Origin of the sequence: Arthrobacter sp. ok909, from assembly GCF_900104405.1 — a bacterium.
GTDB classification, from domain to species: Bacteria; Actinomycetota; Actinomycetes; order Actinomycetales; family Micrococcaceae; genus Arthrobacter; species Arthrobacter humicola.
This window is the reverse complement of sequence record NZ_FNJS01000001.1, coordinates 283,452-310,445: the sequence shown is the minus strand read 5'-3', so window position 1 is coordinate 310,445 and position 26,994 is coordinate 283,452. Positions and strand designations below refer to the sequence as shown.

Below are 26,994 nucleotides of genomic sequence, written 5' to 3'. Positions count from 1 at the left end.
AATGCTCTGGCAACACAAAATCTCTGTGGTTTCGGTGCTGGTTCTTACCCTGCTGGCCGGTTCCTATGTGTTTTTCCTGGCCCCCCGCAGTTATTCCGCCTCGACCGTCTATGTGTTGGTGACGCCGAAGGTCCCGACCGCATTGCAGCTGTCGAAGGACCCGGCACTCGCGGCGCTGAATTCCGACAACCCGTATTTGCGCTCAGCTGACAGTTCGCTCATTGCCCAGGTCATGGTCACAAAGCTCAGTTCAAGTGACACGGCCGACTCGGTGGTGGCAGCCGGCCTGAAGCCTGACTACACAGTGACGCTCCCCGCCACATCAGGAACGGGACAGCTCATCCGGATCGAAGCCTCCGGTTCCAGCCCGGCGAATGCCATTGCGACGGCGGACGCGCTAGGAGACCGCCTGAAGTCCGAGCTTCGCTCCGTACAGAAGGTAAACAACGCGGACGACCTCTACCTCTTCACGGCGCTCCAGATCGATGCGCCCAACAAGGCGACAGAACAGTTCTCGAGCCGACTCCGCGCCCTCATCGTCGTGCTGATCGGCGGTGTTATTCTCTTGTTCGGTGCCGTCTCGATTGCCCGACTCGTGGAAAATTCGCGGGCCGCGGGGGATGACTCACTGTCCATGGAGGAGCGGCGTAGCTCCCGGCGCAGGCGAGGGCCCCGGGTAGCCCGGCGCGGCTTCGGCGAATCGCCGGAGCCCTCTTCGCCGGAGCCCGCTCCGCCGCAGCGGAATCCGGTGCAACGGGGCGAGGCAGCCGCAGCCAGAGATATTGAACCGGAGGCTGCGGTCCACCATAGTGAACCTGATGTCCACGCCAAGCGGTGATCGTTCGATGCGACAACCAGTTTCCGTAATCTGCGTCTTCAACAACCCGACGGTGCTCCGGGACTGCTTGACCGCTTCGGTAGAGGCAGGGATGGCCGAGGCCCCGGCGACCGAATACATCCCTGTGGATAACACAGCAGGACAGTTCTCATCTGCCGGGGCAGCCTTGAATCACGGTGCTTCGCTGGCCCGGAACGACGTTGTCGTCTTCGTCCATCAGGATGTGTACCTCCACTCGCTGGCCGCGCTTGAAGAAGTCGCCGGAATGCTCCTGCGAGATCATTCCGTGGGGCTAGCCGGCGCCATCGGCGTGACCCCCGACGGCCGCCTTCTCGGCCGGATCCGGGATCGCGTCATCTATTTGGGCGAAAGCAGCAACGGACTCTCCGACGTCGACAGCCTCGACGAAGTGCTCTTCATGGCCCGCACGGAGCAAGTCATCCTCCACCCGCTGGCGGAGGCCCGGGATCTTTCATGGCATGCCTACGCGGTGGAGTACGGCGTACGGCTTCGGTCTTTGGGACTTCGCGTAGCGGCGACCGATATACCCCTCACCCACAACAGCCTCACGATCAATCTGGACCGCCTGACCGAAGCCCATGCCTGGATCGCGAAGGCCTACCCGGCGCAGATGCCGGTGGAAACGACCTGTGGCAGGGTCCAGGGTATGTCCCCGATCCGGACGGTTCCCCTGCTTGGAGGGCTTTTCGAGGCCCATAAGTGGCGCTACCGGTGGCTGCGGGAGTCGCAGGCGGCACACCGGTTGCGGAGGCAGGCGAAGGCGGCCACCGTGCTCGGCGATATTCGCCGGGATATTGATGAGATCTGTTCTGCGGCGTCCCTCGACGCCGTGTTGGTCATCAACGCCGCGCCGATTGGCCACCCCGGGCTTCCGATTGCCGATCCGCTGGCACTGAACCGCAGGGATGTGAGGTTCAACTTCTTGGCCGCAGACCAGACGTCGATGCCCGCCTTCGTTCGCTCGCGTCCGGAAGATCAGTCGATAGTCGTGACGAATATTGGGTTTCAGACTTCAGGGCGCATCACGGAGGCGCTGGCTGGTCGACCAGTCCTGCTGGGTTTCCATGAAAACACCGGACCGTGGCTGCTCATCGGACCCGCTGTTGCCTCTGCGTTGCCGTATTACCGAACCCAGCGGTCGACACCTTTTGCGATGAGGGCAACTTAGCAAGTCTCTGGGCGTCCGCGGCCCTGGAGTACGCCCACTCGGGCAGTAGCTGGGACAGCCTCACCTGCCGGGTCCTCCTCAAGGTCGACCACTGTCCGATCCGCTGCGGCAGCTTGCGCAACGACACGACGTCGGCGGCGGCCGCCCCGATTCCGGCGAAACCGGTCTGCTGCTGGACGAGGGCGACAAGCTGATCCAGCGGCCCGTCCTGCCACGGCGCCTGTCCGGTCGTGATAGGCCCGACGGCGTCGCTTGCCTTCGCGTAAATGGCTGCGGCCGTGTCGCGCCAGGCCGAGTGGCTGTGTCCGTGCAGGACGGCTGCCTTGGTGGCTGCGCCCCGCGCGGCCCTGAACTCCGGAAAATCGGCGAGCGAGGCAAGGGCAGCGACAAACTCCTGCTCGGTCGACGGCACTAAGAGTTCATCGTCGAGTCCCGGGGAGTCGGCGCCGAGCACCGCGCATTCGGCGGGGTGTCCTCGAAACGTTATCAATGGCAAACCGTGTGCCCCGGCCTCGAGCAGTGACGTCAACGACGCAAACGGAAAAGAATCAACATAGGCATCGGCGGCAGACAGCAGCTCGGGAACGTTGGACAGGCGCCCCAGGGCCTTGATGCGTCCTCCCGTCGCTTCCGCAGCCTCTGACCACATGCCCTGCGCGGACGGCCCTGCGACCAGGAGCCGGGCGCGGGGGTGCCGGGCAAGGAATGACGTGAAGAGTCCAATGAGGGACTGCGTCCCAATCGGTTCGTACTTGCTTTCCGCGGCCGCTGAGACCACCAGGAACTCGTCGTCGCTGACGCCCCAGTCCGAGCGGCACTTGGAACGCTGCTTCTCCACCCGGCGGTCCGCAGGCGCCAGTTCGAGTGGGCGGTTGGCCACTATGCAGCGGGAAGGATCAACGCCACGCCGGCTGACGCAGAGAGCCAGGCCGCTCCGGCGCAGGTTCAGGACCACACTGGACGCCGAGGTTCCGAGCCAGAACACATGGTCAGCATGGTTGACGTAAACCGCGGGGGGCGATCCTTCAAGGCCGAGCGCCAGTGCGGGCACCACATCATGGGGATGGGCGTGGACCACCACCACGTCAGCATCCGATACGAGGCGTCGGAGGGCGACGGCCCGCTTCACCAGGCCGCCCGGCCGCCGGTCCAGGAAGACGGGGCCGGCGGAGGTTTGGAAGCACTCCGCGATCTTCGGGGGGACCTCCACACCTCCTTGACGGGTCAGAATGAGCCGGTGGTCGGAGCCAGGATCCTGCCGGACCCAGCGCGAAATCGTCTGGGTGTGGCCGCCCGCACCATAGAGCTGCGTTGCAACATGGGCGACGACCCGAGGGGCGCGCTTTTCCCGGGTCCGTGTTTTGGGGGAAGGCGGAATCGAGCGGCGGATACGGCCCAAAACGAATTCAAGGTCTTCGCTGGCGAACAGTCCGGAATGATCGATCCAGGCGAACCGTCCCGCCTGCTGTGTCTCTATTGCCGCCGCTTCCCAGTTGCCTGCTGCAGCGAAGGAGAGGGCCCGGTCGACAAGTTCATCAAAGGTCCGGCGGTTAGCGTCAATGCTGGTCAAGCCCACCACTCCTGCCCATCTGCCTCAGCGTGGCCACGTCCGCGCGCCTAAGCCACAGCATGCTGCCTGCTGCACCCAGGGCTGCGAAGGAGGAGATAATGAGACCGGCCGGAAACGGCAGGCCTTTGTCCTGCAGCAGGGCAGAAAGGGCCATGATGGCCGCCGAACAAACGGTCGGGAGCCAAACTTGGCGGCCGACTTTTCGGGGGCTCAGGCCTGCCGCATTGAGCCTCCACAAATATGCGGGGAGGACCACCGCTGCCACAACCACTAGTTGCGCCGCAGCGACGCCGGCGATTCCGCCGGCAGCGCCGAGCAACAGGGCCGGAATCAAGGCAATCAGCCAAGAAATCTGGGTGGTCATGATGGAGCCGGTCATGCCAGCCACCACCAGGTAGTCGTACATCAGTTCAAAGAGGATCCGGAACCCCGCCAGGAGCGCTAGCCAGTACAGGGCCGAGGCAGCGCCAGCCCACGGTTCGCCGTAAACGAAACGGACAATCGGACCGGATTCCGCAGCCAGGAGAGCCACCATTGGGAAAGTGACAGATGTCAGTACGCCGATCAGCGCAGTCATCGTGGCCTGCATGCGCGCGGCATCATGCTGAAGCCGCGCGAGAACCGCCGGTGCGACGCTGCGGAGCGGCTGCGAAAATACTGTGACGGGCCAACTGGCCAGATTGAAGGCAAGGACGTAGAGCCCGAGCATTGTGGCGCCCAGAAGATTGCCCGTGACGAGCTGGTCGAGGTATCCGACGCAGAACACAATGATGCTGGCGCCGGCCAACGGCAAACCAAACCGCAGCAGTGGCCTCAGGACTTTCACGTCCAGCCCAAACCGGAGCCTTAACGGGGACTTCATGACGAACATGACCCCAGAGATCAGTGTTCCGGCCACTCGCCCGATTGCCAGGCTCATGGCACCCAGACCGACGAGGGCCAGGACAATAGACACGACCGCCCCCACCCACACATTCACCTGGTCAATGACCATTTTTGTCTTCTGGTCGAAACCGCGCTGCATGAGGGCTGCCGGCGTCGCAACGACGCCGCTCACCAGGACGCAGCAAACCATGACGCGGACCACGTCTGTGGCGCCGGGATCACCCATGGTCGCGGCAAACCACGGAGCGGCAGCCAGAGCCCCCGCGCAGAATAGGACGCTGCCAACAACGGAAATCGTGGTCACTGTCGGGGCGATCCGCGCCGGATCACCGGGCCACCGGACGATTGCGAGGCTTACCCCCAATTCATTGAAGGTTAGGACCGCCAGGAGTGCCACCATCGCTACGGCGAACGTGCCGTAGGAGTCCGGTCCGAGAACGCGTGCAAGGACAATTCCAATGCCCAGGGTTCCCAATTTGGCCACACCCGTGTTGAGCAGGCTCCAACCCAGTGCGGCACTAGCCCCGGCTCCCTTCTGAACGCCGGGTCTGTCGGGCCCCTCGTCTAGAACTGGGGCAGTGCGCCCGGCAGGTTGTTTCATCGCTTGCCCTCGTAGGCCGCCGCCGGCACACCGTTGGGGTTCCTGGACGCCGACCGTTCCGTGCGGACTTCGCTGTGTGCCATCACAGCCTTCCCATCGCTGCGATGAGCCGCTCCGCCACGTATTCCTGCTGGTCAGCCGTGATGTGGGGATAGATCGGCAGCGACAGCATGGTGTCGGCGGCCCGTTCCGCCACCGGGAAATCACCGCGACCGAGGTTCAGTTCGCGGTACGCCCCGCTGAGGTGAATGGGAACGGGATAGTGGATGCCGGCCCCGATCCCGGCCGCCTGCAGCTCGGCCAGAACCCGGTCTCGCTCGTCCACCCGGATGACATAGAGATGCCAGGCATCGATGTTGCCTGCGGCACTGCTCGGCAGGACGACGCCGGGAAGGTCTGAGAGCAGGGAAGAATACCGTCTGGCGGCGTCCCGCCGCCGCTGGTTCCACCCGTGAAGCCGGCGCAACTTGGCGCTCAGCACTACCGCCTGCACGGTGTCCAGCCGGGAATTCATCCCGATGGCGTCATGCTGGTACCGGACGGTGCTGCCGTGGGCGCCAAGTAGACGCACTCGGGCCGCGATGTCGGGATCGTTTGTCGTGACAGCGCCGGCGTCACCAGCAGCCCCGAGGTTCTTGCCTGGGTAGAAGCTGGTGCCGGCGGCATGGCCCAGTGTGCCGGCGAAGCGGCCGTCTCTGGTTGCGCCCTGTGATTGGGCGGCGTCCTCCACAAGTGCGGCGCCGACGGACTCCGCCAGGGATTCCAGCCGTTCGACCGGAGCGGTCTGGCCGAAGAGGTGGACCGGGACGATGGCCTGTGTCCGGGGCCCCGTTGCGTCGGCCACCCGTGCAGGGTCGATGAGCAGGTGAACAGGATCGACATCCACGGGGACGGGAGTCGCGCCGATGCGTGAGACGGCTTCCGCGGTGGCAATGAAGGTATTGGCGGGCAGGACGACTTCGCCCCCGCGACTGACGCCGCACGCCCGTAGGGCCAGCTCCAGGGCGTCCGTTCCGTTGGCCACGCCAACACAGTGCCGCGCCCCGAGGAACGTGGCATAGGCGTCTTCAAATTCGGCCACCTGCGGGCCTCCGATGAAGGTTGTCCGGGCGAAGACTTCCTTCATTCCGATCTCTACTTCGTCGGCGATTTCCTCCTGCTGCGCGCCCAGGTCAACCAAGGGAATCGCTGTGGGAAAGTTCATGATTCTCATCCTTCTGCGGCAGCTGTGTGGTTGGACTTACGCAATTTCACTGATGAAGCATCCGTGCCCCGGAGCCGCGCAGGACCGCTGGAGTTCGGCGGAAGAGTGAATGCGGCCGGCGGTCTCTGAACCAGGGTTCCGTCAGGTTCGGGGACCGCCAGCCGCGATCGTAGGTCCGCTGTGCAGCAACGGACCTGGCAATCAGGCCCGAAGGGGCCGGATTGAACCTTTGATGTGCCGTGTTGGTGCACCCGGCGACGATGTGGGCCGCACTCAGACAGATAGCCGCAACGACTCACGGGATGGCTCCTGTTCCCTCATGGTGAGCAATGAGGTCAACTGCGACCGCGATTGGACGCCCAGCTTCCGGTAGATCCCGGTAAGACGGACTTCAACCGTTCGCACTGACACGAACAATGTGGCCGCTATTTCCTTGTTACGGCGGCCTCGGGCAACGAGCTGGACCAGGTCGCGCTCGTGTTCGGTGAGCAGCAGCAATGCCGGGTTCTGGATCTCCGGCACGCGCGGAATCCGGTCGGTGAAGAGCAGAGTTTCGACGCGCTGGGTCCACGACGCGGCGCCAATTTCCTCGAAAAATGCCCTGGCCCGCAAGAGTGAATCCTTCGCTTCGCCCGGCCTTCCGCAGGACTGAAGCCGTTCGGCAAAGCAAAGCAGGGTCCTGGCCCGCTCGAAGACGGAATCGTCCCTTTGCCACGGCTCCAAAGCACGGGCAAAGAGCTCGAGGGAAGACGCGCCCTCGGCCACCAAGGCCCGGGAGCGGCTGACTGCCGTGCGCAGCCAGCGGGACTTCAGCCCGGTTGAGCGGTATTCGAGCCGGGTCAGGACCCGGGCAGCTTCATGCCTGTTGCCGGACCTCACCAGCACTTCGATGAGATCGGCCTCACAGCGCAGGAGGGCGGGATTCGCGAAGTCCATACCAAGTTCGGTAGCGCGGGAAAGCAGCGCACCGGCCTCGGCAAGGTCGCCCCGCATCAGGGCAAACTGCCCCTCACACGCGTAGAGTTGCGCGGCCACTTGGGGTTGCGGATGGGAGGCAGCGTAATGCTTGGCCTCTGCGAGGCGCGCCTTGGCGTCCGCATCATCCCCTACCGCGTTGGCGCGCCAGAGCAGAAGATGGCTACGGAGCCCACAGTGGAAATGCTCGCCCGCGACGGAACCCGCCATTTCGTCTATCAGCGCTATCGCGGCGCGGAAATTTCCGGCACGTATTTCGTTGTCGGCCGCGAAATAACGGGCGATCTCTGCCCGCATGGCGTTGCCGGGGGCGCTGACATTGCGGACCAACGCAAAAAGATCGCGTGCGCCGTCGTAGTTTTCGGCGTAGCTGAGCGCGCGGCCCTTAATCAGCAGGGACGCGGGGAAGCTGCTGCCGTTGCCGTCCGCGGCCCGTGGAATCCGTTCGATGTTCCCTTTGGCGGCGTCGATCAGGAGCCGGGCGCGTCGGTTCACCGCCAAGGCCTCGCCGGAGGCGTCGGCCGAGAGTTGATCCGCTTGCAGCAGTAGACGCTCGGCGTCGTCGAACTGCCAGCGTTCCGCCAGGTGGAGTGCGCCGATCGAGAGGAGGCAGGCGGAGAACATGCGGTCGTGCTGACCGAACTCTTCGACGAGGCGAAGCATCATGCTTGGCCTGACGGTTTCGCCGCGCATCAACTCGATCTGGAAATCGAGACCCGTAAGCCGCAACGTCAGGGCCCGGTCACGGCTGATCCGCTGCGCCCACTCCAGGTATCGCTTGGCGAGGACGAACTGGCCCCTGTTAAAGAGGACCTCGGCGAGCGTTCCCAGCCTTGCAGCGGTTTCCGCCTCCCATGGATTGATTGCGAGGGCCCGCTCTGTGTATTCGGCGGCGCATTGGATCTCTCCGCTCCGCACCAGTTCCACAGCGCCGCGCAACAGACTGAACGCAGTATCCCGCCGTGCTGCGGTGAAGCTTAGGTGCCACGGGCATGCCAGCGGATCATCGTTTTCCACGTGTGCCGCCAGGGCTTGGTGGTCTACGGACTTCTGCGCCGCCGACATTGCTGAGACAACGTGTCCTCTTAGCATCGGGTTCTGAATTCTGATGTGGCACCCCGATTGAACTGCGACACCTGCGGCAAGTAGTTCGTCCACGCCGACCATAAGATCACCGGGCATTTTCTCCAAGACGGCGAGGCTGCTCCGGTAGGAAAGAGCAATAAGGTCCAACGCGCGCCGGGCGGTGACTGAGAGGTTCGAAATGGATCTGGCCAGATCGGTTTCGAAACTTCCCTGCCAATACAGCGGCACGGGCAGCGCATATTGTCCCCGCTGTTGCAGGCGGTTGAATTCGGCGTACAGTTCGATCGCGGCGAGGGGGTTTCCCTGGCTGGTGTCGGCCACTGCGTACAGTACGGAGCGACTGGACTGGCTTGCCGGCAGGGATTCCAGCATGCTAACGGTGGCGCCTCGGTCCAGGTTCGGCAAGTTGAGGGACGGGAGCCGCGCGAACGGGCTGCCCGGCGGTTCATGGCGCATCGTTGCAATGAGGACAAGGCCCGTCCCTGCCAAGCGTCGGGCCAGGAAGCCGATGACGGTCTGGCTGGCTGAATCGAGTTCGTCGGCGTCGTCGATCAGGACAACCATCTTTCCTGCCGGTCGTTGCCGCAGGGTGGCAAGAAGCAGGAACGTCAATGCTGAAACGGCTGGTTCTTGCGCGCAGTGCCGGGCCGCCTGTTCCAGGATTGAACCCATGCCGGGCAGATCCATCCCGTTTAGGAGGCCAGTCAGACCTGAATACGGCCATTCGCCTTCTGCCGCGTTCGCCCGGAACAGTATTGTCGGGTATTCGTCCAACGCTGCAATTTCAGCCAGCAGCGATGATTTCCCGCTGCCTTGCGTGCCCAGAATCGTCAATGCGGACTCCTTGGGCCCTCGGATGAGGGCAAGGATATGTCCCAACTCTTTGTTGCGTCCGAACAAAACCATGAATCCCCCGCTCGTCCCCCAGAGACCGATCAGCCAGGGCTCTTTTCATTTCCGGAGGAGACGATGGAGACCCAACTGACGTAATTCTTTTCAGACCAATACATCAGCCGGGGCATCCACTCTTTTCGGAGTGACGAAAGACCTGCCCGTTGGCTGCGTTGCCGCCAATCTAACGCGGGAATTGAACGCAGTCCTAGGGAATATCAATAATCGGGTAGAGACACGGCGAAAGATGCGTAGCGGAACGCCGATGGGCGCGTAAGCCGATTCGGAAAATACTTGGACGAAGCAGTGCGGACCATCCGTGGCGGCCCGCACCGGCGCGCATCCGCACCAGTGTTAGGCGGTCAGACCGACCACGAGGTTGAGTGTGGCGGCCAGGATGATGGTCCCAAAAACGTAGGACAACAGGCTGTGCTTGAGCGCCTCGGCACGCACGCCATGGTTCTTCAGGGCGGTATCCGAGACCTGGTAGGTCATCCCGAGGCTCGTGGCGAGGTACGCGAAATCCGTGTACTGCGGGGGTTCGTCCTGATTGAAGTCGATCCCGCCAACGGCCCCGCCCGCACGTGGCTCCGTGCTGTAGTAGAGCTCCGCGTACCGCAGTGTGAACAGGGTCTGGACCAGCAGCCAGGACAGCGCCACCGATGCCAGGGCCAGCACCCCGCCGCCCAGGCGCGCCGCGTTGTCGCTGCTGTGTGAATCGATGACGACGGCGACCACCGCCACAAGGCTCGCCGCATTCGTGGCCAGGATCAGCAGGTCGGTGGCGCTGCGGGACGGGTCCTCCGCCGTGGCGTGAGCCCGGGTTTCGGCGGGGCCCAGCCGGCCCACGACCAGCCAGACCCAGACCACATAGCAGGCGGCGGCGCAGCCCCATCCGACCGCCGGGGCCTCCACCCAGTGCCCTGCCATCCCTGTTGCCGCGGCGGCGAGGAGCCCTACCAGCACCATGACGGCGAAGCGAAGCCGGCTGCGGCGGACCGGCGGCAGCGCGGCGGCGGGGTCGGTGTCGGTATCCATTTGCAGATCATGACACAGACCACCGGCCGGCTTCCCGACCCCCGGCCGCGCGGCGGTTTTCCACATGAGGGTCCTACCCCGTTCCCGCCGCCGGGCGCCCGGGCTAGCGTTGACCCATTAGGAATCGCCGAAACAAGCCACGATGCACTAAGATATTGAAGTCTGTGCTGCGCCCTGCCTCCGTTCCGTTGGCCGGGCATCGCACGGCACCGCAAATGAACCTCCTGTTACGGAAATGCCGTAACCGCTTAGCCCAAAGGAGGTGGGTTCACATATGCGTCCTTACGAATTGATGGTAATCATCGACCCCGAGGTCGAAGAGCGTGCCGTTGAGCCGTCGCTTCAGAAGTTCCTGAACGTCATCACCAACGATGGTGGAACCATCGAAAAGGTTGACATCTGGGGCCGTCGTCGCCTGGCTTACGAAATCCAGAAGAAGTCCGAAGGTATCTACGCCGTGGTGAACTTCACCGCTGCGCCGGCTACCGCCAAGGAACTTGACCGCCAGCTGAGTCTCAACGAGACCATCATGCGCACCAAGATCACCCGCCCTGAAGAGCAGAAAGTTGTTGCTGAGTAATTCAGCGGTCAACCTTCAATCTTCATCCCCGCAGGAACGCACAAGGAGGCAGTAGATGGCAGGCGAAACCACTATCACGGTCATCGGTAATCTCACCAGTGACCCCGAACTCAGGTTCACACCGTCCGGTTCGGCCGTAGCGAATTTCACCATCGCTTCTACTCCCCGTACCTTCGATCGGCAGTCCAATGAGTGGAAGGACGGGGAAACCCTGTTCCTCCGCGCGTCGGTCTGGCGTGAAGCAGCCGAAAACGTCGCCGAATCCCTGACCAAGGGCATGCGCGTGATCGTCTCCGGCCGGCTGAAGAGCCGTTCCTACGAAACCAAAGAAGGCGAGAAGCGCACCGTTATCGAGCTCGAAGTCGATGAAATCGGCCCGAGCCTGCGCTACGCCAATGCTAAGGTCAACCGCACCCAGCGCTCCGGCGCTGGGGGTGCCGGCAACGGCGGTCAGGGCGGCTTCGGCGGCGGCAACAGCGGCGGTTTCGGTGGCAACTCTGGTGGAAACCAGGGCGGCAACGCCGGTGGAAACTGGGGCGGCAACCAGCCCGCAGCGCAGGAAGACCCCTGGGCCACGCCCGGGGTCAGCAATGCAGGCGGCGGCTGGGGCAACGGCCCGGATTCCGAACCTCCCTTCTAAACAACATTTAAGGTCCGGCAACGAAAGCCGCCGGGACGCCGCAAGGCGGCCGGGTGCAGACTGCGCCGGATCACCACCATCCCGTGGATCAATATCCACGGGCTCCATCGAATAGGAGCTCCACGATGGCTAAGGCTGAACTCCGTAAGCCCAAACCAAAGTCCAACCCCTTGAAGGCCGCTGACATCACTGTCATCGACTACAAGGACGTAGCATTGCTGCGCAAGTTCATCTCCGACCGCGGAAAGATCCGCGCCCGTCGCGTCACTGGCGTCACGGTGCAGGAACAGCGCAAGATCGCCCAGGCAATCAAGAACGCCCGCGAAGTTGCTCTGCTGCCTTACTCCGGCGCTGGCCGCGGCTAAGGAAGGGATTAACTAACATGGCAAAGCTCATTCTGACCCACGAAGTAACCGGTCTCGGTGCTGCTGGCGATGTTGTCGAGGTCAAGGACGGTTACGCACGTAACTACCTGCTGCCCCGCAACTTCGCCCTGACCTGGTCCAAGGGTGGCGAGAAGCAGGTTGAGTCCATCAAGGCTGCCCGCGTTGCCCGCGAGCACGCTTCCCTGGAAGACGCTCAGAAGCAGGCCGCTGCACTCTCCGCCAAGCCGGTCAAGCTGGTCGTCAAGGCTGGCGCAACCGGACGCTTGTTCGGCACCGTCAAGCAGGGCGACGTGGCCGACGCTGTTGAGGCCGCTGGCCTGGGCCGCATCGACAAGCGCAAGGTTGAACTGCCGGCACACATCAAGTCGACCGGTTCCTACCAGGCAAACGTCCGTCTGCACGACGACGTTTCCGCTGTGATCGAACTCGACGTCGTCGCAGGCAAGTAGTCTTTTCGACTACTCGCCTCCCCGGCTAGGCAGTCCTGGACTGCCGGAAGGCCCCCGCCGTCGGATCCCTCTGAGGATCCGACAGCGGGGGCTTCTGCTTTAACGTCAACGCGGGTCACTCACGGCCCATATTGGGCGGCGCTGATGCTAGCCTGCTGCGGTGAACCCTGATCCCGCCGCGGCGCCCCGCCTTCGTCCCTTCAACCAGGTCGACGTCTTCTCCGCCGAGCCGTACCGTGGAAACCCGCTGGCCGTCGTCGTCGACGCCGAGGGGCTCGCGGCAGGGACAATGCAGCAGTTCGCCAACTGGACCAATCTTGCGGAGACCGCGTTTCTCCTGCCGCCCACGCACCCCGACGCCGACTACCGGGTGCGGATCTTCACCGGCAGCGAAGAGTTTCCCTTTGCCGGCCATCCCACCCTGGGCTCGGCGCACGCCTGGCTTGAGGCGGGCGGCATCCCGCAGCAGGACGACGTGGTGGTCCAGGAATGCGGTGCCGGGCTCGTGAGGGTGAAGCGCGACGCCGGACGCCTGGCGTTCGCGGCCCCGCCGCTGACCCGCTCGGGAGCGGTGGCGGAGGAAGACCTGGGGCGTATCGCCGCCGGCCTGCGGCTGCCCCTGGAAGCCCTGCTGGATGCGTCGTGGCTGGTCAACGGCCCGGACTGGATCGGTGTGCTGCTGGAATCGGCGGAACAGGTGCTGGGCATCCGCCCGGACTATGCGGCTATGGCCGGGCTCAAGGTGGGCGTCATCGGGCGGCACCGGGCCCGATCCGCCGTCGACTTCGAGGTGCGCACCTTCATTCCGGGGGACGCCGCCGCGGAAGACCCGGTCACGGGCAGCTTCAATGCCGGCGCGGCCCAGTGGCTGATCGGCAGCGGACGTGCTCCGGAGGCCTACGTCGCGGCGCAGGGGACAGTCCTGGGTCGCGCCGGCCGGATCTACGTCGAGGCGGCCGGTGAGGACATCTGGGTGGGCGGAGATTCCACGAGCTGCGTCGAGGGATGGGTCATGCTCTGAGCCGTTGCGCCATCAGCTGTGGTTGTGATTTGCCCGCATCTTAGGGACCAGGAGTGATAGCGCAACGAGGGCGGGAATAAATCCCCACGGCCGGCGCTTGAGTGGGTAGATGCAAACGCATGTATTGGCGTTGCTGACCTGGATTCAACTTAGGAGCACTCCGTGGAAACCCGCCGTATCACCGTTATCTCCGCCGGACTCGGCGTCCCCTCGTCGAGCCGCCTGCTGGCGGATCAGCTGGCGGCTTCGGCCGAGCGGCAGCTTGCTGCGGCCGGCTACGCCGTGGACATCGAGGTCGTGGAACTGCGGGACCTCGCCGTGGACATCGCCAACAACTTCGTGACCGGCTATGCAGCTCCGCGGCTGGCCGACGTGATCTCCGGCGTCGAGGCCTCCGACGGCGTCATCGCCGTCAGCCCGGTGTTCAGCGCGTCCTACAGCGGGTTATTCAAGTCCTTCATCGACGTGCTCGATCCCAAGGCGCTGGAGGGCAAGGCGGTTCTCCTCGGTGCCACCGCCGGCACGGACCGGCACCAGATGGTGCTGGACTTCGCGATGCGGCCGCTCTTCACCTACCTTCGGACCCGGATCGCCGCCACGGCGGTCTTCGCCGGTCCCCAGGATTGGGGAAACAACGACGACGGCGGCTCGCCGCTGTCCGAGCGTGTGGATCGGGCAGCGGGGGAGTTCGTCCGCCTGCTCCAGGACTCAGGGTCGCAACAAAAGCCGGCCATGCTGGAGTCCCTGCCGTTTGAGCAGCTGCTCGCCGGGATCTCCGGCCAGCGGTAGCACCCGCGGGCCGGACAACCCGGGCCTCTTCGAGCGGTCCGTGATCAGTCGTCGAGCAAAGCGATAAACTCTCTGGCCTGCTTCATGGAAATATCCGAGTGGCGGGTCAGTGCGGTCGCCGCCGCCTCGGTGTCCCCGCTCTTGGCCAGGGTGCGGATCCTTCCGTAGATCTCGTCATTGAGCATGTTGCTGCTCACCTCGCGCGTGACGTCGCCCTTGCTCGCGATCGCGCGGTAGCGGTACGAAAACCGCTGCGGCACCTCGTCCTCGTCCGGGGCCGGCTCCTTGACGGCCTCTGGGGCACGGAACGGCTGGGGGTGGGCCGCGAGGGCCGCGACAGCGTCGCGGGACGCCCGGAGGCCGTCTCCCGTGGCTTCGAGGTACACCTTGATGGCCGCCATGGCCTGTCCCTGCGCGATCAGTGCGTACAGCCGCCGGTGTTGCTCCTGGTTGAGCTTGGCGGCCGCCGCCCGGGCGAGCTCCGCGGAGTCGGGGTCCGGCTGTGGCATGGCCGCCGGTCGGGAGCGTTGGCCGCGGCGGCTCCATGCCCGGACCGCCAGCAGCACGCCGGCGGCCACGAGCACCAGGATCAGTACGGGAATGAGCAGCGCTTCCATGTGCTACAGCCGATCTACATAATTCTTGGCGGTCTTGAGGTCCGAGTGCGTCGACTGCCGAAGCAGCCGGGTGGCCTTGGTCTTATGGCCGCTGCGGGCCAGCGCCTGCAGCTCCTGCAGGAGCTGGGGACTGAGGTGTCCGACGGCGAGCAGGGGGTCTCCGTGTCGCGTCCCTGCGGGGACTGGGGCGTTCCGGGTGAGCAGCGCAGAGCGGGCATGGTCCTCTTGTTGCGACTGCTGCTGGGAGTTCTGGCTGGGGCGCGTGGTCGCCTCAATCCGGGCTCGGGCGGCCACGGCAGCCTCGACTTGCGCGGCATAGTGGGCCTGGGACTTTACTGCCAGTTCCCGCTGGTAGCGCTCGGCGTCTGAGATGCCGAAATTCCGCGGTTTCAGGGCCGTGGCGACCGCCCAGAGCACCGCCGCCAGAATGAGGCCAGGCAACATGACTATCAGTACATCGCCCATGGTTAGAGCTTATGCCAGATTGCGGTTGTCCACAGCATGTTCTGCATCGGGTCTACAGTGCGCCGCGGCCCGCGTCAACTCCACCTCAATCTCCCCCAATGGCGTGAGTCCGCTCACAAAATGCGCGCATCGGGCCGCGAATGTGGCCTCCCAAGCGGCGGCGTATCCCCAGCCACAAGGTGCAGGCTGTGGATGAACCTTGGCGAAAATAGTTTTGTGTCCACAAGATGAATCCAATGTTTCCGCAGGTCAAGAACGGATTACGGACGCAACTTTTTTTCTATCCACAGCTCTACCCACAGACTGTGCACAAGCATCTGCCACTAGTGCACAGGTTATCCACAGGGGGGCGCGCCGTCCGGGTTGGTGCCTGCCCGATCGGGGGATAACGTTGCAGGATATCGGGCTTTGGAAGCGGAAATCCTTCGGTCGCCGGGCGGTGCCCATTGAGGAAGCCCGCCCCGGGATCCCGGCGGCGTACGGCCGCACCAGTGCTGTGGATAACCGCGGCAGGGAGGGCCGGCGCGAATTGTCGGAGCTGACTGATACGAATTGGGTGGCCGGGTGGCGCCAGGCCACGCTGTTGGGCATAACAGCTGTTGGGCATCACAGCTGTTGGGCATCACAGCCGTTGGGCGGCACGGCCGTTGGGCGGCACGGCCGCTGGCACCACAGCGGGTAGGCACCGCAGCAGTTAGGCATCAGGGCAGCTGGGCATCACCGCACAGCGCTTACGCGTCGCGGCGAAAGGATATCCGCCGCGGCACACAATGAAGGACGGCAGTTTTGTCAGTTACGCATCTGGATTCAGTCGAGGGTACGCGAGGAGCCGAGGGCAGCCGCAAGCCCCCGCAGGACATTCCCGCGGAGCAGTCAGTCCTGGGTGGCATGATGCTGTCCAAGGACGCCATCGCAGACGTCGTCGAGATCCTGCGCGGCCAGGACTTCTACCGTCCGGCACACGAAACCATCTACGAGGCCATCATTGACCTCTACGGCCGCGGTGAACCTGCCGATGCCGTGACGGTCTCGGACGAGCTGACCAAACGCGGGGAAATCAACAGGATCGGCGGACCCGCCTACCTGCACGAACTCATCCAGACGGTCCCCACCGCCGCCAACGCCGGGTACTACGCCGAAATCGTGGGCGAACGCGCGGTGCTGCGCCGCCTTGTCAACGCCGGCACCAAGATTGTCCAGCTCGGCTACGGACAGGACGGAGAGGTGGAGGACCTCGTCAACCAGGCCCAGGCCGAGGTCTACGCCGTCGCCGAACGCCGCACCGCCGAGGATTATGTGGTCCTCAAGGACGTTATGGAGTCCACGGTGGACGAGATCGAGGCCTCGGGACACCGCGGCGAGGGCATGGTGGGTGTCCCCACCGGCTTCTACGAGCTCGATGAACTGACCCACGGCCTGCATCCCGGCCAGATGATCGTCATCGCCGCGCGCCCCGCCGTCGGTAAATCCACGTTCGCGCTGGACTTCGCCCGCTCGGCCGCCATCAAGAACAACCTCACCACCGTTATGTTTTCCCTCGAAATGGGCCGCAACGAGATCGCCATGCGCCTGCTGTCCGCCGAGGCCACGATCGGCCTTCAGGACCTCCGCAAGGGCACCATCAAAGACGAGCAGTGGTCCAAAATCGCCACCACGATGGGCCGCATGAACGATGCCCCGCTCTTCATCGATGACAGCCCCAACATGTCGCTTATGGAAATCCGCGCCAAGTGCCGGCGCCTGAAACAGCAGCATGACCTCAAGCTCGTGATCCTGGACTACCTGCAGCTGATGAGCTCGGGCAAGAAGGTGGAATCCCGTCAGCAGGAAGTCTCCGAGTTCTCCCGTGCGCTGAAGCTCCTGGCCAAGGAACTCCAGGTCCCCGTGATTGCGCTGTCGCAGCTGAACCGTGGCTCGGAGCAGCGCCAGGACAAGCGGCCCATGGTCTCGGATCTGCGTGAATCCGGCTCCATCGAGCAGGATGCCGACATGGTGATCTTGCTGCACCGTGAAGACGTTTACGACAAAGAGTCCCCGCGCGCCGGCGAGGCGGACATCCTGATCGCCAAGCACCGTAACGGCCCCACGAAGGACATTGTTGTGGCCTTTCAAGGCCACTACTCGCGGTTTGCCAACATGGCGGCCGACGCCGGCGGTGGCGGCGGCTTCTAGCCGCCCGGCCGCCCGGCCCGGCCCGCGTGGCCCGGACCTAGCTGCCGCCTGCCGCGAGCAGATGGTTGGGCAGCCGGTTCCCTGGGGCCCGGCCGCGGATTTCCAGCAGTTCGCGGGCATGGGCGTGCAGCCGCTTGTCTTCCTCGGAGACCGGAACCCACTGCGGGATCGGGACCGAAGTTCCCGTCTCGTCGCGGGCCACCATGACCGTCAGGCAGTATGTGGTGAGGTTCAGCTCGCGTCCCTTGGGGTCTCCCGAACGGACGTGCACGGCGATATGCATGCCTTTCGTGCCGGTGTACACCAGCCGGGCCTCCACTTCCACCACGTGGCCGATCAGCAACGGACGGTAGAACCGCACCCCGCCGGAGAACACGGCCACGGTATCCTTTCCGCAGTACCGGGAGGCGCAGACGTACGCGGCCTCATCGATCCACTTCATAACGATCCCGCCGTGGACCTTGCCGCCCCAGTTCACGTCCGTGGGCGCCGCCATGAACCTCAGCACCACGCGTTCGGCCGTGCCGGCATCGGTATATTCCTGCTCGCTCATGGCTTGGACGATTTCTTCACGGACCTTGATCCGGGCCAGCGCGTCGTCCCGCTGCTCGATTTCTGCCGGCGTCGCGGGTTCAAACTGCGGCACCGGTATGGGCTTGCCGTCTGCGCCCACGGCCACGAAGATCACGATGCACTGACTGCGCATGGTGGCGGGTCCGCCCTTGGGATCGCTCGAGGACACCACGGTGCGGATGTGCATCGAGGACCGCCCGGTGTAGACGATCGTTGCCTCGACCTCCACCATGTCACCGCTGTTGACCGGATCTGCGAAGTGGATGTTTCCCACGTAGGCCGTCACGCAATAGGACTTTGACCAGCCGACGGCGGCCGCGTAGGCCGCCTTGTCCACCCATTCCAGCACGGTGCCGGCGTCGACCGAGCCGCTGTGGCCGACGTCGGTGGGGGCCGCCAGGAAGCGCAGGGTCACGGAATTGGGCGCGTTCTCGCTCATGCTGTGAGTTTACTGAAGGGCCGGCCGGGAGCCGTGGGCCGGCGACACAATCGCTGTCCGGGACGCCATAAGCCGCGACATGCGAACCCGCTGGCATGCGAAGCCGATGACATGCGACGGCGGGCGGCCACCGCGAGGTGACCGCCCGCCGGGAGCGCTGGAAGGTGCCGGGAAAAACGCCTCAGGCGAGGACGCGGAGCCTGGATCCGCTACGGCCAAAGAGCGCCTTGTCCACAGAGACCGTGCCGGCGCCAACGAGGGCCACGGCCAGGGCGGCGGCCGCCAGGATCAGCACCAGCTCGTAGCCGCCGGTGGCAACGAAGACGCCGGCGGAGGCGTGGACCAGGAAGAGGGCGCCGAGCATGTCTAGTGCGAGGAGGGCGGCGAACACGCGGGTGAGCACGCCCAGGATCAGTGCGACGCCGCCGACGAGCTCGAGGGTCGCGACGACGGGGGCCACCGCTTGGGCCGCCGGGACGCCCATCTGGGTGAAGGCAGCCTGGGTGCCGGCGATGGTGAATTCGTTGAATTTCTGCCAGCCGTGGGCCGCGAACAGGAATCCCGTAATAACGCGCAGGATGGTCCGGGCGGAGGTGGTCAGTGCGGGCTGGTTCATGGGGGCCTTTTCTCGAGTGGACCGCCGCTTCGGCCGGCGCGAAACGATAGGGTCCCAAAAAAGTGGAATCCCCAAACTGCGGAACGGACCGAAGCGGCGAAGAAGTTGTACTTTCAACTTTAAGGGTTCCCCAGTTTAGTTGAAATGTCAACTAAATGACGCCGGGCGACGTCGCATTCACCCCGCTAGGGTTAAGCCGTGCCTGCCTCCCCTTCCCTGCCCAAGACCCTGCCGCCGTCCGCGGGGCACCGTCGGGAAATCCTCCGCCTGGCGGTGCCGGCCTTCGGCGCCCTTATTGCCGAACCGCTGTTCCTGCTCGCGGATTCGGCAATCGTGGGTCACCTCGGAGTGGCCGAACTGGCCGGCGTCGGGCTCGCATCGGCGGTCCTCCACACGGCCGTGGGTCTCATGGTGTTCCTCGCGTACTCCACGACGCCGGCGGTCGCGCGGGCCATCGGCAACGGCCAGCTCGCAAAGGCCCTCGCTGCCGGACGGGACGGCATCTGGCTGGCGCTTCTGCTGGGCATCGTCCTGGCGATCGCCGGGTTCCTGGCCGCCGGGCCCCTCCTGGACCTGATGGGTGCCCGCGGCGAGGTGCATGGGTATGCCATGGACTACTTGCGTGGGTCCATGCCGGGCCTGGTGGCGATGCTGCTCATCTTCGCGGGCACCGGCGTGCTGCGCGGGCTTCAGGACACCCGGACCCCTTTGGCCGTCGCCGCTGCCGGATTCACGCTGAACATCGTGCTAAACCTGTTCCTCGTCTACGGGCTGGGCTGGTCCGTGACCGGTTCCGCCGTGGGCACGAGCATCGCGCAATGGGCCATGGCGGCCGTGTACGTGCTGATCGTCCGGCGCAACGCCCGCAACCACGGGGTGTCCCTGCTGCCGGACTGGCGCGGGATCCGGGCCCTGACCAAGGTCGGCTCGTGGCTCATGCTGCGCACGCTCAGCCTGCGCATCGCGATTCTTGCCACGGTAGTGGTGGTGACGGCCCAGGGTCCCGTCAATCTTGCCGCGCACCAGCTGGCAATGACCATCTTCACGTTCTTCGCCTTCGCCCTGGACGCCCTGGCGATCGCGGCCCAGGCCCTGATCGGCAAGGAACTCGGGGCGGCCCGGCCCGGCGCCGTCCGGGCGCTGACCCGCACCATGACGCGGTGGGGACTCGGTTTCGGTGCCCTGACCGGGATCCTCCTCGCGGCGGCCGCGCCGTGGGCGGGCGCCCTCTTCACGTCCGACGCCGAGGTCCGGGCGGCGCTTACGCTCGCCCTGTGGGTCCTCGCCGCGGGCCAGCCGATCGCCGGCTACGTCTTCGTCCTCGACGGCGTCCTCATTGGAGCGGGCGACGCCCGCTATCTTGCGATCGCCGGCGTCGTGAATCTCGCGGCCTATCTTCCCCTGCTGCTGGCCGTGTGGCACTCCGGCGCCGGCGGCGGCGCGGGGCTGCTGTGGCTCTGGGCCGCCTTCTCCCTGGGCTACATGGCGGCGCGGGCGCTGACGCTGGGCCTCCGGGCGCGGACGGACCGCTGGGTGGTCCTGGGCGCGCGGTGAGCCGGACCCGGCCGGGGGCCGCCGGACTCTGCCGGACCTCCGCCGGCTGGCTTCCCGCTCCCGGCGCGCGCAGTGCCGGCTTCGCACTAAACTGGACGGGTGACTCTTCCCGCAGCGCCTGACGCGACCCCTGCCATCCGCGCCGCGGCCGACCTCTGGAAGCCCGTGCTGGTCAGGGCTGCCGTTGCGCTCGTGTTTGGCGCGGTGACCGTGTTCTGGGCCGCGCCATCCGAGGCGGGCATGGGCTGGGCCGGCGGCCTGTACCTGCTGGCCACCGGCGTGGTGCTGATCTGGACCGTGACGAAGTCCGGGTACCGTCCGCGGGAACGTGCGGGCAGGATCCTCTCCGCCGGCGGGGCCGTTCTGGCCGGGGCCGGTGCAGCCGTGGCCATGATCCCCGGCTCCCTCGTCTTCGGAACGATCGCCGCAATCGGTCTCGGAGTTGCCGGTGTTGCGGAGCTGCTCGCGGGCGTTCCGGGCCGCGGCAGGTCCGTACTGGCCCGGGACTGGATCGCCTCCGGCGTGATCGGGCTGGGCACGGCGATCGCGCTGCCGTTCTTCATCGGCCTTGGCGCGCACGCGCTCCTCGGCGTGGCCGGCGGCGGGGCCATCATCAGCGGCGTGCTGTGGATGTTGTCCGGGCTGACCCTGCGGCACGATGCTCGGGGCGATTCCGCGGAGGCCGTAAACTAGTACCGACAGGTTCTACCCGGCGTAGAACAATTGCGGTAACAAGACAGCCACGCTTCCCGCGCAGGCTGCAGGAGGAAAACACCTTGGCACAGCAGAAATCCGGAGCGTCCCGCAACGTGCGGACCTCGGTCAAGGGAACGCTCATGTTCTCCGCGTTCTGGGCCGTCGTGGTGTTCTTCGGCGTCCTGATCTTCGCCTCGGGCGGCAGCGCCCGTTCGCCCCGCTTTGACCTGGCCTTCATCGGCGCCGGGATCGCCTTCATTGTGATCCTCGTGGTGGCCGCCATGCTCTCGATGAGCTACAAGGACAACGCCGAGCACCTGGGGAAGGGCTCCGGCGTCAACCTCAGCTCCAAGCGGTCCCCTTCCGGCCACGGCGGCCCGTCTGTGCAGCCCGGGCCCGAAACTGGTGGCCCCGTCGATTCGGCCGATTCCGGCGACAACGGACCGCACGCCTGACGCCGCAGGCCTAACCACCCAACACCGGGACCCCGCACGTCAGGACACCGCCTTGCGGGCCCGGTATGCGGCCACATGCGCGCGGTTGGCGCAGTTTCCCGTGTCGCAGTAGCGCTTCGAGCGGTTGCGGCTCAGATCGAGCACCACGGCGTCGCAGTCTTCCGCCGCGCACACCAGCAGGCGGTCCATTTCCTTGCTGCGGATCACGTCCACGATCGCCATGGCCGCCTCCGTGCTCATGCGGTCGGCCAGCGGGGCCTCGGGCGTGGTGGCGTGCAAGTGCCAGTCCCACGGATGGTGCTTGACCAGCTGGGGGAGTGCCCGGGCCTCGCGGAGCAGCCGGTTCACGGTCTCCGCGGCAGCGGCCTCCTCCGCCACCCAGAGCTCGGCGAGTTCGCCGCGGAGCCGCCGTATGCTTTCCAGCTCGGCCTGGTCCCGGGTTCGGGAACCGGTGAAGCCCTCAGCCGCCAGGAAACCGTCCAGATCCTTGACCGTGGCCAGATGTTCCTGGCCGTTCGCGGCGGTGTTGATGAGGTTGACCACGGAACGCAGGGCAACTTCTGTGTCAGGGGCAAAGACCATCTTGACTCCTTACCTTGCGGGGGCGTAATGTCATGACCATAACCCCACTTTACTCCTGACAGGAGAATGCCGTGTCTGCCCCCCGCCGCACCGTCGCCGCCCCGGTCGAAGACCTTGCCGCCCTGCGGCCTGCCTCGGAATCGGCCGGCAGCGCAATGGGGGCGACAACGGGCACGGCGCGGGGCGCCACGGCCGGCACCAGGCGGGCCGGTGTCGCGTCCAGCTTCATGGCCTCGGGCCTGGGCATCGCGTTGTTCTCCTCCGCGGTCTTTGGCGTCTCCGGATCGTTCGCGAAGGCCCTCCTCGAAACGGGCTGGACGCCCGGGGCCGCCGTTACGGGCCGCCTCACCGGCGCCGCGCTGATCCTCGCGGTTCCCGCCATCCCGGCGCTGCGCGGCCGCTGGCACCAACTCAAGGACAACTGGCTGACCATACTGCTTTTCGGCGTCATTGGGGTCGCCGCCTGCCAGCTGTTCTATTTCAACGCGGTGGCCCGGCTGTCGGTGGGCGTCGCCCTCCTGCTGGAGTACCTCGCGCCCGTCATCATCGTGCTGTGGCTGTGGGCCGCGAGCCGGAAGCGTCCCCGCCCGCTGACCATCGCCGGCACCCTGCTGTCGCTGGGCGGACTGGTCCTGGTCCTGGACCTGACGGGTGCCGTGAAGATCGACCTGATCGGCGTGCTGTGGGGAATAGCGGCCGCGGTCTGCCTCGCGATCTACTTCTTCATCACGGCCAAGGAAAACGACACCCTCCCGCCGATTGTCCTGGCCTCAGGCGGCCTGATGGTCGGAGCCGTCGTGATGTGGCTCGCGGCCGCCACCGGTCTGGTGCCGATGTCGTTCGGCACGGCCGACACGCGGCTGGGACCTTGGATCACCCCTTGGTGGGTCGCCCTCGGCGGCCTCGTGGTCCTGGCCACGGTCCTGGCGTACGTTTCCGGAATTGTCGCCGCGCGGGCCCTCGGATCCAAGGTGGCGTCCTTCGTGTCGCTGACCGAAGTCCTCTTCGCCGTCATCTGGGCTTGGCTGTTGCTCGGCGAACTGCCCGGCACCATTCAGCTGCTCGGCGGTCTCCTGATCGTCGGCGGTGTGGTTCTGGTCCGGCTGGACGAACTGCGCGCCGCCCCGCTGCCGGCCCCGTTGGACCACGCAAACGACGTCGAACCCGTCCCGTAGGCGCGTTCGGCCCTCGTTCCCAATGAGGGTCCGGCACCGTGCAGCGGGTGCCCTCGTTCCCGGGCCCCGGGACACCTAGCATGGAGCTATGTGCCGAAATATCCGGACCCTCCATAATTTTGAACCCCACGCGACCACCGCCGAGGTGGAAGCCGCCGCGCTGCAGTACGTGCGCAAGATCAGTGGCAGCACCAGACCGTCCAAGGCGAACGAAGAGGCCTTCAACCGGGCTGTGCACGAGATTGCCCACGCCACCCAGCACCTGCTCGACTCCCTCGTGACCCACGCACCGGCAATGGACCGCGGGGAGGAAGCTGCCAAGGCGAAAGCCAAGGCTGCCGCCCGCTTTGGCGCGGCCTGAGGGAAGGGCCCGGGCGAAAGCCGGCCTACCTGCCGAAGCCGCGCAGCCGCAGCGAATTGGCCACCACCAGCACGGAACTCGCGGCCATGGCGCCCCCTGCGATCATTGGATTCAGGAGTCCCAGGGCCGCAATGGGAATGCCGATGGCGTTGTAGAAAAAGGCCCAGAAGAGGTTCGTTTTGATGGTCGCCAGGGTCCGGCGGGAGAGCTCGATGGCCTGGGCGACCTGCCCCAGATCGTTGCCCATGACCGTCAGGTCGGCGGCCTCGATTGCAACATCGGTGCCGGAGCCCATCGCGATGCCCAGATCCGACTGGGCCAGCGCCGCGGCGTCATTGACGCCGTCACCGGCCATGGCGACCGTGGCGCCGTCGGACTGCAGCTTCCGCACCGCCTCGACCTTGCCCTCCGGCAGCACCCCTGCGAACACATCCTCCGGAGCAATGCCGACGGCGGCTGCCACCTGCGCGGCCACGGCGGCGTTGTCCCCGGTCAGGAGGATCGGCCGGAGACCCAGCCCGCGCAGCCGCGAGATCGCGGCAGCAGAGCCCGGCTTGAGCGTATCCCGCAGGCTGATGATGCCCGCGGGCTCCCCGTCCACGGCGAGCCAGATCGCTGTGGCGCCCGAGGCCTCGGCGGTGCTGAGGGCCTCCAGCTGCGCGGCGGCGGGCGCGATGCCATTCTGCTCCAGCCAGCCCGTACGGCCTGCCGTCAGGAGCCGGCCCTCCACGGTGCCCTGGACCCCGCCGCCGGGCGCGGAGCGGAAACCGGCGACGGCGGCCAGGGCGGCGCCGTCGTTCGCGACCTCGGGGATCCCTGAACCCAGCGCCCCAGCCGCGGCGTCCGGTGACGTAACAGGTGCCGGAACCAGTGCCGCGTCCCGTGCCGCGGCAGCGATGGCGCGGGCGATCGGGTGTTCAGACGCGGCCTCCAGGGCTCCGGCCAGACGCAGCACCTCAGCAGGGGTGAACGCTCCGAAGGCCTCCGTGCCGTCGACAGCGAGGTGGCCGGTGGTCACGGTGCCGGTCTTGTCCAGCAGGATGGTGTCAACGGTCCGGGTGTCCTCGAGGACCTGGGGGCCCCTGATCAGGATGCCCAGCTGGGCGCCCCGGCCGGTTCCGGTGAGCAACCCCACCGGGGTGGCCAGGCCCAGGGCGCAGGGGCAGGCAATGACCAGCACGGCGACGGCCGCCGTAAACGCTGCCCGGATTTCGGCCTCGCTGATCTCCGGGCCCGCCGCGAGCAGCCAGGCGCCAAACGTCACCACGGCGATGGCCAGGACCACGGGCACGAAGACGGCGCTGATCCGGTCCGCGAGGCGCGCGATCTGCGCCTTGCCGGTCTGCGCCTCGGAGACCAACCGGCCCATCTGGGCCAAGGTGGTTTCGGCGCCGACGCGCGTGGCGCGGACCAACAGCCGGCCGGAGGTGTTGATTGTGGCGCCCGTGACCGCGCTGTCCGGGCCGACTTCCACCGGCACCGATTCACCCGTGACCAGCGACGCGTCGACCGCGGAGGACCCCTCGACGACGATGCCGTCAGTCGCGATCTTCTCGCCGGGGCGGACCACAATGAGGTCGCCTACTCCCAGCCGATCGGCGGGAATCTGCTGCTCCTGGCCGTCGCGGAGCACCGTGGCATCCTTGGCACCCAGATTCAGCAGTGCCTTGAGGGCGTTTCCGGCTTTTTGCTTGGCATTGGCCTCCAGATACCGGCCCAGCAACAGGAAGGTGGTGACGACCGAGGCAACCTCGAAGTAGAGTCCGCCGGAGTCCATCCCCGTTCCGTCCATCCCCGGGTGGGCGGTCATTAGCGGGTCAGCGAAGAGCTGCCAGGCTGAGAAGACGTAGGCCGCTGTCACGCCAATGGAGACGAGCGTGTCCATCGTGGAGGAGAGGTGCCGGGCGTTGACGGCGGCCGCCCGGTGGAATGGCCACGCCGCCCAGGTAACCACGGGCAGGGCGAGGATGGCTGCTGCCCAGCCCCAGTTGGCGAAGTGGACGGCCGGGAACATCGAAATGAGGAACACCGGGACGGTGAGGACGGCTGCTCCGACGAGCCGCGGGCCGAGCTTGGGGCTTTCGACGGGGCCACTCACGTCAGTCGGGTGCTTGGGGGGCCGGATCGTGGCCTTGTAGCCTGCTGCGGCGACGGTGGCGGTGATTTGTTCGTCTGTGATGGCCGCCGGGACGGTGACGTGGGCGGTCTCAAGGGGCAAATTGACGGAGGCTTCGACGCCGTCGAGCTTTCCGAGTTTGCGTTCGATCCGGTTGACGCAGGAGGCGCACGTCATGCCTTCGATATCGAGGTCAATGACACGGCTTCCGGATTGGTGCAGCAGCTGCTCGTTACGCACGGCGCCCTTCTGTTCTCATCGCTCGGTCCGTTCTGGGCCGTCCGCCGGCCCGCGAGGGCGCTCAGGCTTCGGTGGCGACCACGAGGTAGCCCGCTTCAGCGACCGCCTCGCCGATCTCGGCAAACGACAATGCTTCGCTGGAGGTGATCGTGACGGCGGAAATGCCGCCGGCCTTGAGGTCGACGTCGACCTTTTCGACCCCTGAGAGCGCCTCAAGTTCTTCGCTGACGGAGGACACGCAGTGGCCGCAGGTCATTCCGGAAACGTTGACGGTGGTGGAAACGGTGCCCATGGCGTGCTCCTTGTCGCTGGGCGGGGGATGGTCCCCCGGCCCGGTGGTGGGGTGGGTGGTGCAGTTCCTAGCGCAGGAGGCGGCCGATGGCGTCGGCGGCCTCCTTGACTTTGAAATCGATGGCTTCGGCCCGTAGTTCCGGATCCGGCTCCGAGGCGGCGCCGACGACGCAGTGGCCGATATGCTCTTCCACGAGCCCCAGGCTCACGGCGTGCAGGGCCTTGGTGACGGCGGCAACCTGGGTGAGGATGTCGATGCAGTATTTGTCCTCGTCAACCATTCGGGCGATGCCTCGCACCTGGCCTTCGATCCGCTTGAGCCGGCGCAGGTAGGCCTCCTTATTGGAGGTGTAGCCGCGCTGCTCGTGGGGCGCCAGGGGGGCGGTGACGGGAACTTCGGACTCGCTCATGCCCTCAACATATACCCCCTAGGGGTATGTTTCAAGCGACCGGGGCGGCCAGGCGGTGAATTCGGCGCATGGCGGAAATTAAAGAGCTCC

Annotated in this window: 27 protein-coding genes; 14 read left to right on the top strand and 13 right to left on the bottom strand. The window is 65.9% G+C overall.

The window, feature by feature from the left end; translation table 11 throughout:
• Window position 1: 1 nt before the first annotated feature.
• Window positions 2-838: a YveK family protein gene (locus BLR03_RS01430; protein WP_091248480.1), complete on the top strand. Its 837-nt coding sequence runs from the start codon at window positions 2-4 to the stop codon at window positions 836-838.
• On the top strand, window positions 819-2,027 hold the full coding sequence (locus BLR03_RS01425; protein ID WP_091248477.1) for a glycosyltransferase: 1,209 nt from the start codon (window positions 819-821) through the stop codon (window positions 2,025-2,027). The genes BLR03_RS01430 and BLR03_RS01425 overlap by 20 nt, the downstream gene beginning before the upstream one ends.
• On the opposite strand, the gene BLR03_RS01420 is transcribed toward BLR03_RS01425, so the two are convergent.
• The 5 genes from BLR03_RS01420 to BLR03_RS01400 form a co-directional block, all read right to left on the bottom strand.
• Window positions 1,948-3,597 (bottom strand): glycosyltransferase, encoded by a 1,650-nt coding sequence (locus BLR03_RS01420; RefSeq protein ID WP_175460365.1) that lies wholly within the window; start codon window positions 3,595-3,597, stop codon window positions 1,948-1,950. The two genes, BLR03_RS01425 and BLR03_RS01420, sit on opposite strands and share 80 nt — an antisense overlap.
• Complete coding sequence (locus BLR03_RS01415; protein WP_302846559.1) at window positions 3,584-4,981, bottom strand: oligosaccharide flippase family protein; 1,398 nt, start codon at window positions 4,979-4,981, stop codon at window positions 3,584-3,586. The genes BLR03_RS01420 and BLR03_RS01415 overlap by 14 nt, the downstream gene beginning before the upstream one ends.
• A 184-nt stretch (window positions 4,982-5,165) precedes the next feature.
• Window positions 5,166-6,287, bottom strand: coding sequence for a DegT/DnrJ/EryC1/StrS family aminotransferase (locus tag BLR03_RS01410; protein ID WP_254788096.1), 1,122 nt, complete (start codon window positions 6,285-6,287; stop codon window positions 5,166-5,168).
• 273 nt (window positions 6,288-6,560) lie between these two features.
• Window positions 6,561-9,254, bottom strand: coding sequence for a helix-turn-helix transcriptional regulator (locus BLR03_RS01405; protein ID WP_091248461.1), 2,694 nt, complete (start codon window positions 9,252-9,254; stop codon window positions 6,561-6,563).
• 339 nt (window positions 9,255-9,593) lie between these two features.
• Window positions 9,594-10,277, bottom strand: a complete 684-nt coding sequence (locus tag BLR03_RS01400; protein ID WP_091248459.1) for a DUF1345 domain-containing protein — start codon at window positions 10,275-10,277, stop codon at window positions 9,594-9,596.
• A 274-nt stretch (window positions 10,278-10,551) separates the two neighbouring features.
• Between BLR03_RS01400 and rpsF the strand changes: the two genes are divergently transcribed.
• The 6 genes from rpsF to BLR03_RS01370 all read left to right on the top strand — a co-directional run bounded on the left by rpsF (window position 10,552) and on the right by BLR03_RS01370 (window position 14,142).
• Complete coding sequence (gene rpsF / locus BLR03_RS01395; RefSeq protein ID WP_091248457.1) at window positions 10,552-10,857, top strand: 30S ribosomal protein S6; 306 nt, start codon at window positions 10,552-10,554, stop codon at window positions 10,855-10,857.
• 55 nt (window positions 10,858-10,912) lie between these two features.
• Window positions 10,913-11,497, top strand: a complete 585-nt coding sequence (locus tag BLR03_RS01390; RefSeq protein ID WP_091248454.1) for a single-stranded DNA-binding protein — start codon at window positions 10,913-10,915, stop codon at window positions 11,495-11,497.
• A 125-nt stretch (window positions 11,498-11,622) separates the two neighbouring features.
• Entirely contained in the window at window positions 11,623-11,862 is a 240-nt protein-coding gene (gene rpsR / locus BLR03_RS01385) for a 30S ribosomal protein S18 (protein WP_003800144.1), read from the top strand.
• A 17-nt stretch (window positions 11,863-11,879) separates the two neighbouring features.
• On the top strand, window positions 11,880-12,332 hold the full coding sequence (rplI, locus tag BLR03_RS01380) for a 50S ribosomal protein L9 (protein ID WP_018775331.1): 453 nt from the start codon (window positions 11,880-11,882) through the stop codon (window positions 12,330-12,332).
• Window positions 12,333-12,492: 160 nt separating this feature from the next.
• Complete coding sequence (locus BLR03_RS01375; protein ID WP_091248451.1) at window positions 12,493-13,353, top strand: PhzF family phenazine biosynthesis protein; 861 nt, start codon at window positions 12,493-12,495, stop codon at window positions 13,351-13,353.
• Between the two features lie 162 nt (window positions 13,354-13,515).
• Entirely contained in the window at window positions 13,516-14,142 is a 627-nt protein-coding gene (locus BLR03_RS01370; RefSeq protein ID WP_091248449.1) for an FMN reductase, read from the top strand.
• Window positions 14,143-14,186: 44 nt separating this feature from the next.
• Here the strand turns inward: BLR03_RS01370 and BLR03_RS01365 are convergent, their stop codons facing one another.
• Both BLR03_RS01365 and BLR03_RS01360 read right to left on the bottom strand, forming a co-directional pair.
• Window positions 14,187-14,759, bottom strand: coding sequence for a hypothetical protein (locus tag BLR03_RS01365; RefSeq protein WP_091248447.1), 573 nt, complete (start codon window positions 14,757-14,759; stop codon window positions 14,187-14,189).
• A 3-nt stretch (window positions 14,760-14,762) separates the two neighbouring features.
• Window positions 14,763-15,224 (bottom strand): hypothetical protein, encoded by a 462-nt coding sequence (locus tag BLR03_RS01360; protein WP_091248444.1) that lies wholly within the window; start codon window positions 15,222-15,224, stop codon window positions 14,763-14,765.
• 786 nt (window positions 15,225-16,010) lie between these two features.
• On the opposite strand from BLR03_RS01360, the gene dnaB reads away from it, so the two are divergent.
• The gene (gene dnaB, locus BLR03_RS01355) at window positions 16,011-17,396 is read left to right on the top strand and encodes a replicative DNA helicase (RefSeq protein ID WP_091248443.1); all 1,386 of its coding nucleotides are present in this window, start codon (window positions 16,011-16,013) and stop codon (window positions 17,394-17,396) included.
• A gap of 37 nt (window positions 17,397-17,433) precedes the next feature.
• Here dnaB and BLR03_RS01350 read toward each other — a convergent pair whose 3' ends face one another.
• The gene (locus tag BLR03_RS01350) at window positions 17,434-18,408 is read right to left on the bottom strand and encodes an acyl-CoA thioesterase (RefSeq protein ID WP_091248440.1); all 975 of its coding nucleotides are present in this window, start codon (window positions 18,406-18,408) and stop codon (window positions 17,434-17,436) included.
• 181 nt (window positions 18,409-18,589) lie between these two features.
• Window positions 18,590-19,024 (bottom strand): DoxX family protein, encoded by a 435-nt coding sequence (locus BLR03_RS01345; RefSeq protein WP_091248439.1) that lies wholly within the window; start codon window positions 19,022-19,024, stop codon window positions 18,590-18,592.
• Window positions 19,025-19,222: 198 nt separating this feature from the next.
• On the opposite strand from BLR03_RS01345, the gene BLR03_RS01340 reads away from it, so the two are divergent.
• From BLR03_RS01340 to BLR03_RS01330, 3 genes are all read left to right on the top strand, one after another.
• Complete coding sequence (locus BLR03_RS01340) at window positions 19,223-20,578, top strand: MATE family efflux transporter (protein ID WP_254788095.1); 1,356 nt, start codon at window positions 19,223-19,225, stop codon at window positions 20,576-20,578.
• A 99-nt stretch (window positions 20,579-20,677) separates the two neighbouring features.
• The gene (locus BLR03_RS01335; protein WP_175460364.1) at window positions 20,678-21,271 is read left to right on the top strand and encodes a hypothetical protein; all 594 of its coding nucleotides are present in this window, start codon (window positions 20,678-20,680) and stop codon (window positions 21,269-21,271) included.
• A 143-nt stretch (window positions 21,272-21,414) separates the two neighbouring features.
• Window positions 21,415-21,729 (top strand): hypothetical protein, encoded by a 315-nt coding sequence (locus BLR03_RS01330; RefSeq protein WP_344365304.1) that lies wholly within the window; start codon window positions 21,415-21,417, stop codon window positions 21,727-21,729.
• A 39-nt stretch (window positions 21,730-21,768) separates the two neighbouring features.
• On the opposite strand, the gene BLR03_RS01325 is transcribed toward BLR03_RS01330, so the two are convergent.
• Window positions 21,769-22,311: a CGNR zinc finger domain-containing protein gene (locus tag BLR03_RS01325; RefSeq protein WP_091248433.1), complete on the bottom strand. Its 543-nt coding sequence runs from the start codon at window positions 22,309-22,311 to the stop codon at window positions 21,769-21,771.
• 227 nt (window positions 22,312-22,538) lie between these two features.
• On the opposite strand from BLR03_RS01325, the gene BLR03_RS01320 reads away from it, so the two are divergent.
• Window positions 22,539-23,486, top strand: a complete 948-nt coding sequence (locus BLR03_RS01320) for an EamA family transporter (protein WP_175460381.1) — start codon at window positions 22,539-22,541, stop codon at window positions 23,484-23,486.
• Window positions 23,487-23,574: 88 nt separating this feature from the next.
• Window positions 23,575-23,847: a DUF2277 domain-containing protein gene (locus BLR03_RS01315; protein WP_091248432.1), complete on the top strand. Its 273-nt coding sequence runs from the start codon at window positions 23,575-23,577 to the stop codon at window positions 23,845-23,847.
• A gap of 25 nt (window positions 23,848-23,872) precedes the next feature.
• Here BLR03_RS01315 and BLR03_RS01310 read toward each other — a convergent pair whose 3' ends face one another.
• The 3 genes from BLR03_RS01310 to BLR03_RS01300 all read right to left on the bottom strand — a co-directional run bounded on the left by BLR03_RS01310 (window position 23,873) and on the right by BLR03_RS01300 (window position 26,904).
• On the bottom strand, window positions 23,873-26,203 hold the full coding sequence (locus BLR03_RS01310) for a heavy metal translocating P-type ATPase (protein WP_091248430.1): 2,331 nt from the start codon (window positions 26,201-26,203) through the stop codon (window positions 23,873-23,875).
• Between the two features lie 61 nt (window positions 26,204-26,264).
• Complete coding sequence (locus BLR03_RS01305) at window positions 26,265-26,495, bottom strand: heavy-metal-associated domain-containing protein (RefSeq protein WP_091248429.1); 231 nt, start codon at window positions 26,493-26,495, stop codon at window positions 26,265-26,267.
• A gap of 67 nt (window positions 26,496-26,562) precedes the next feature.
• A complete protein-coding gene (locus BLR03_RS01300) occupies window positions 26,563-26,904 on the bottom strand; it encodes a metal-sensitive transcriptional regulator (protein ID WP_091248426.1) in 342 nt (113 codons plus the stop codon).
• Window positions 26,905-26,994 lie beyond the last annotated feature (90 nt).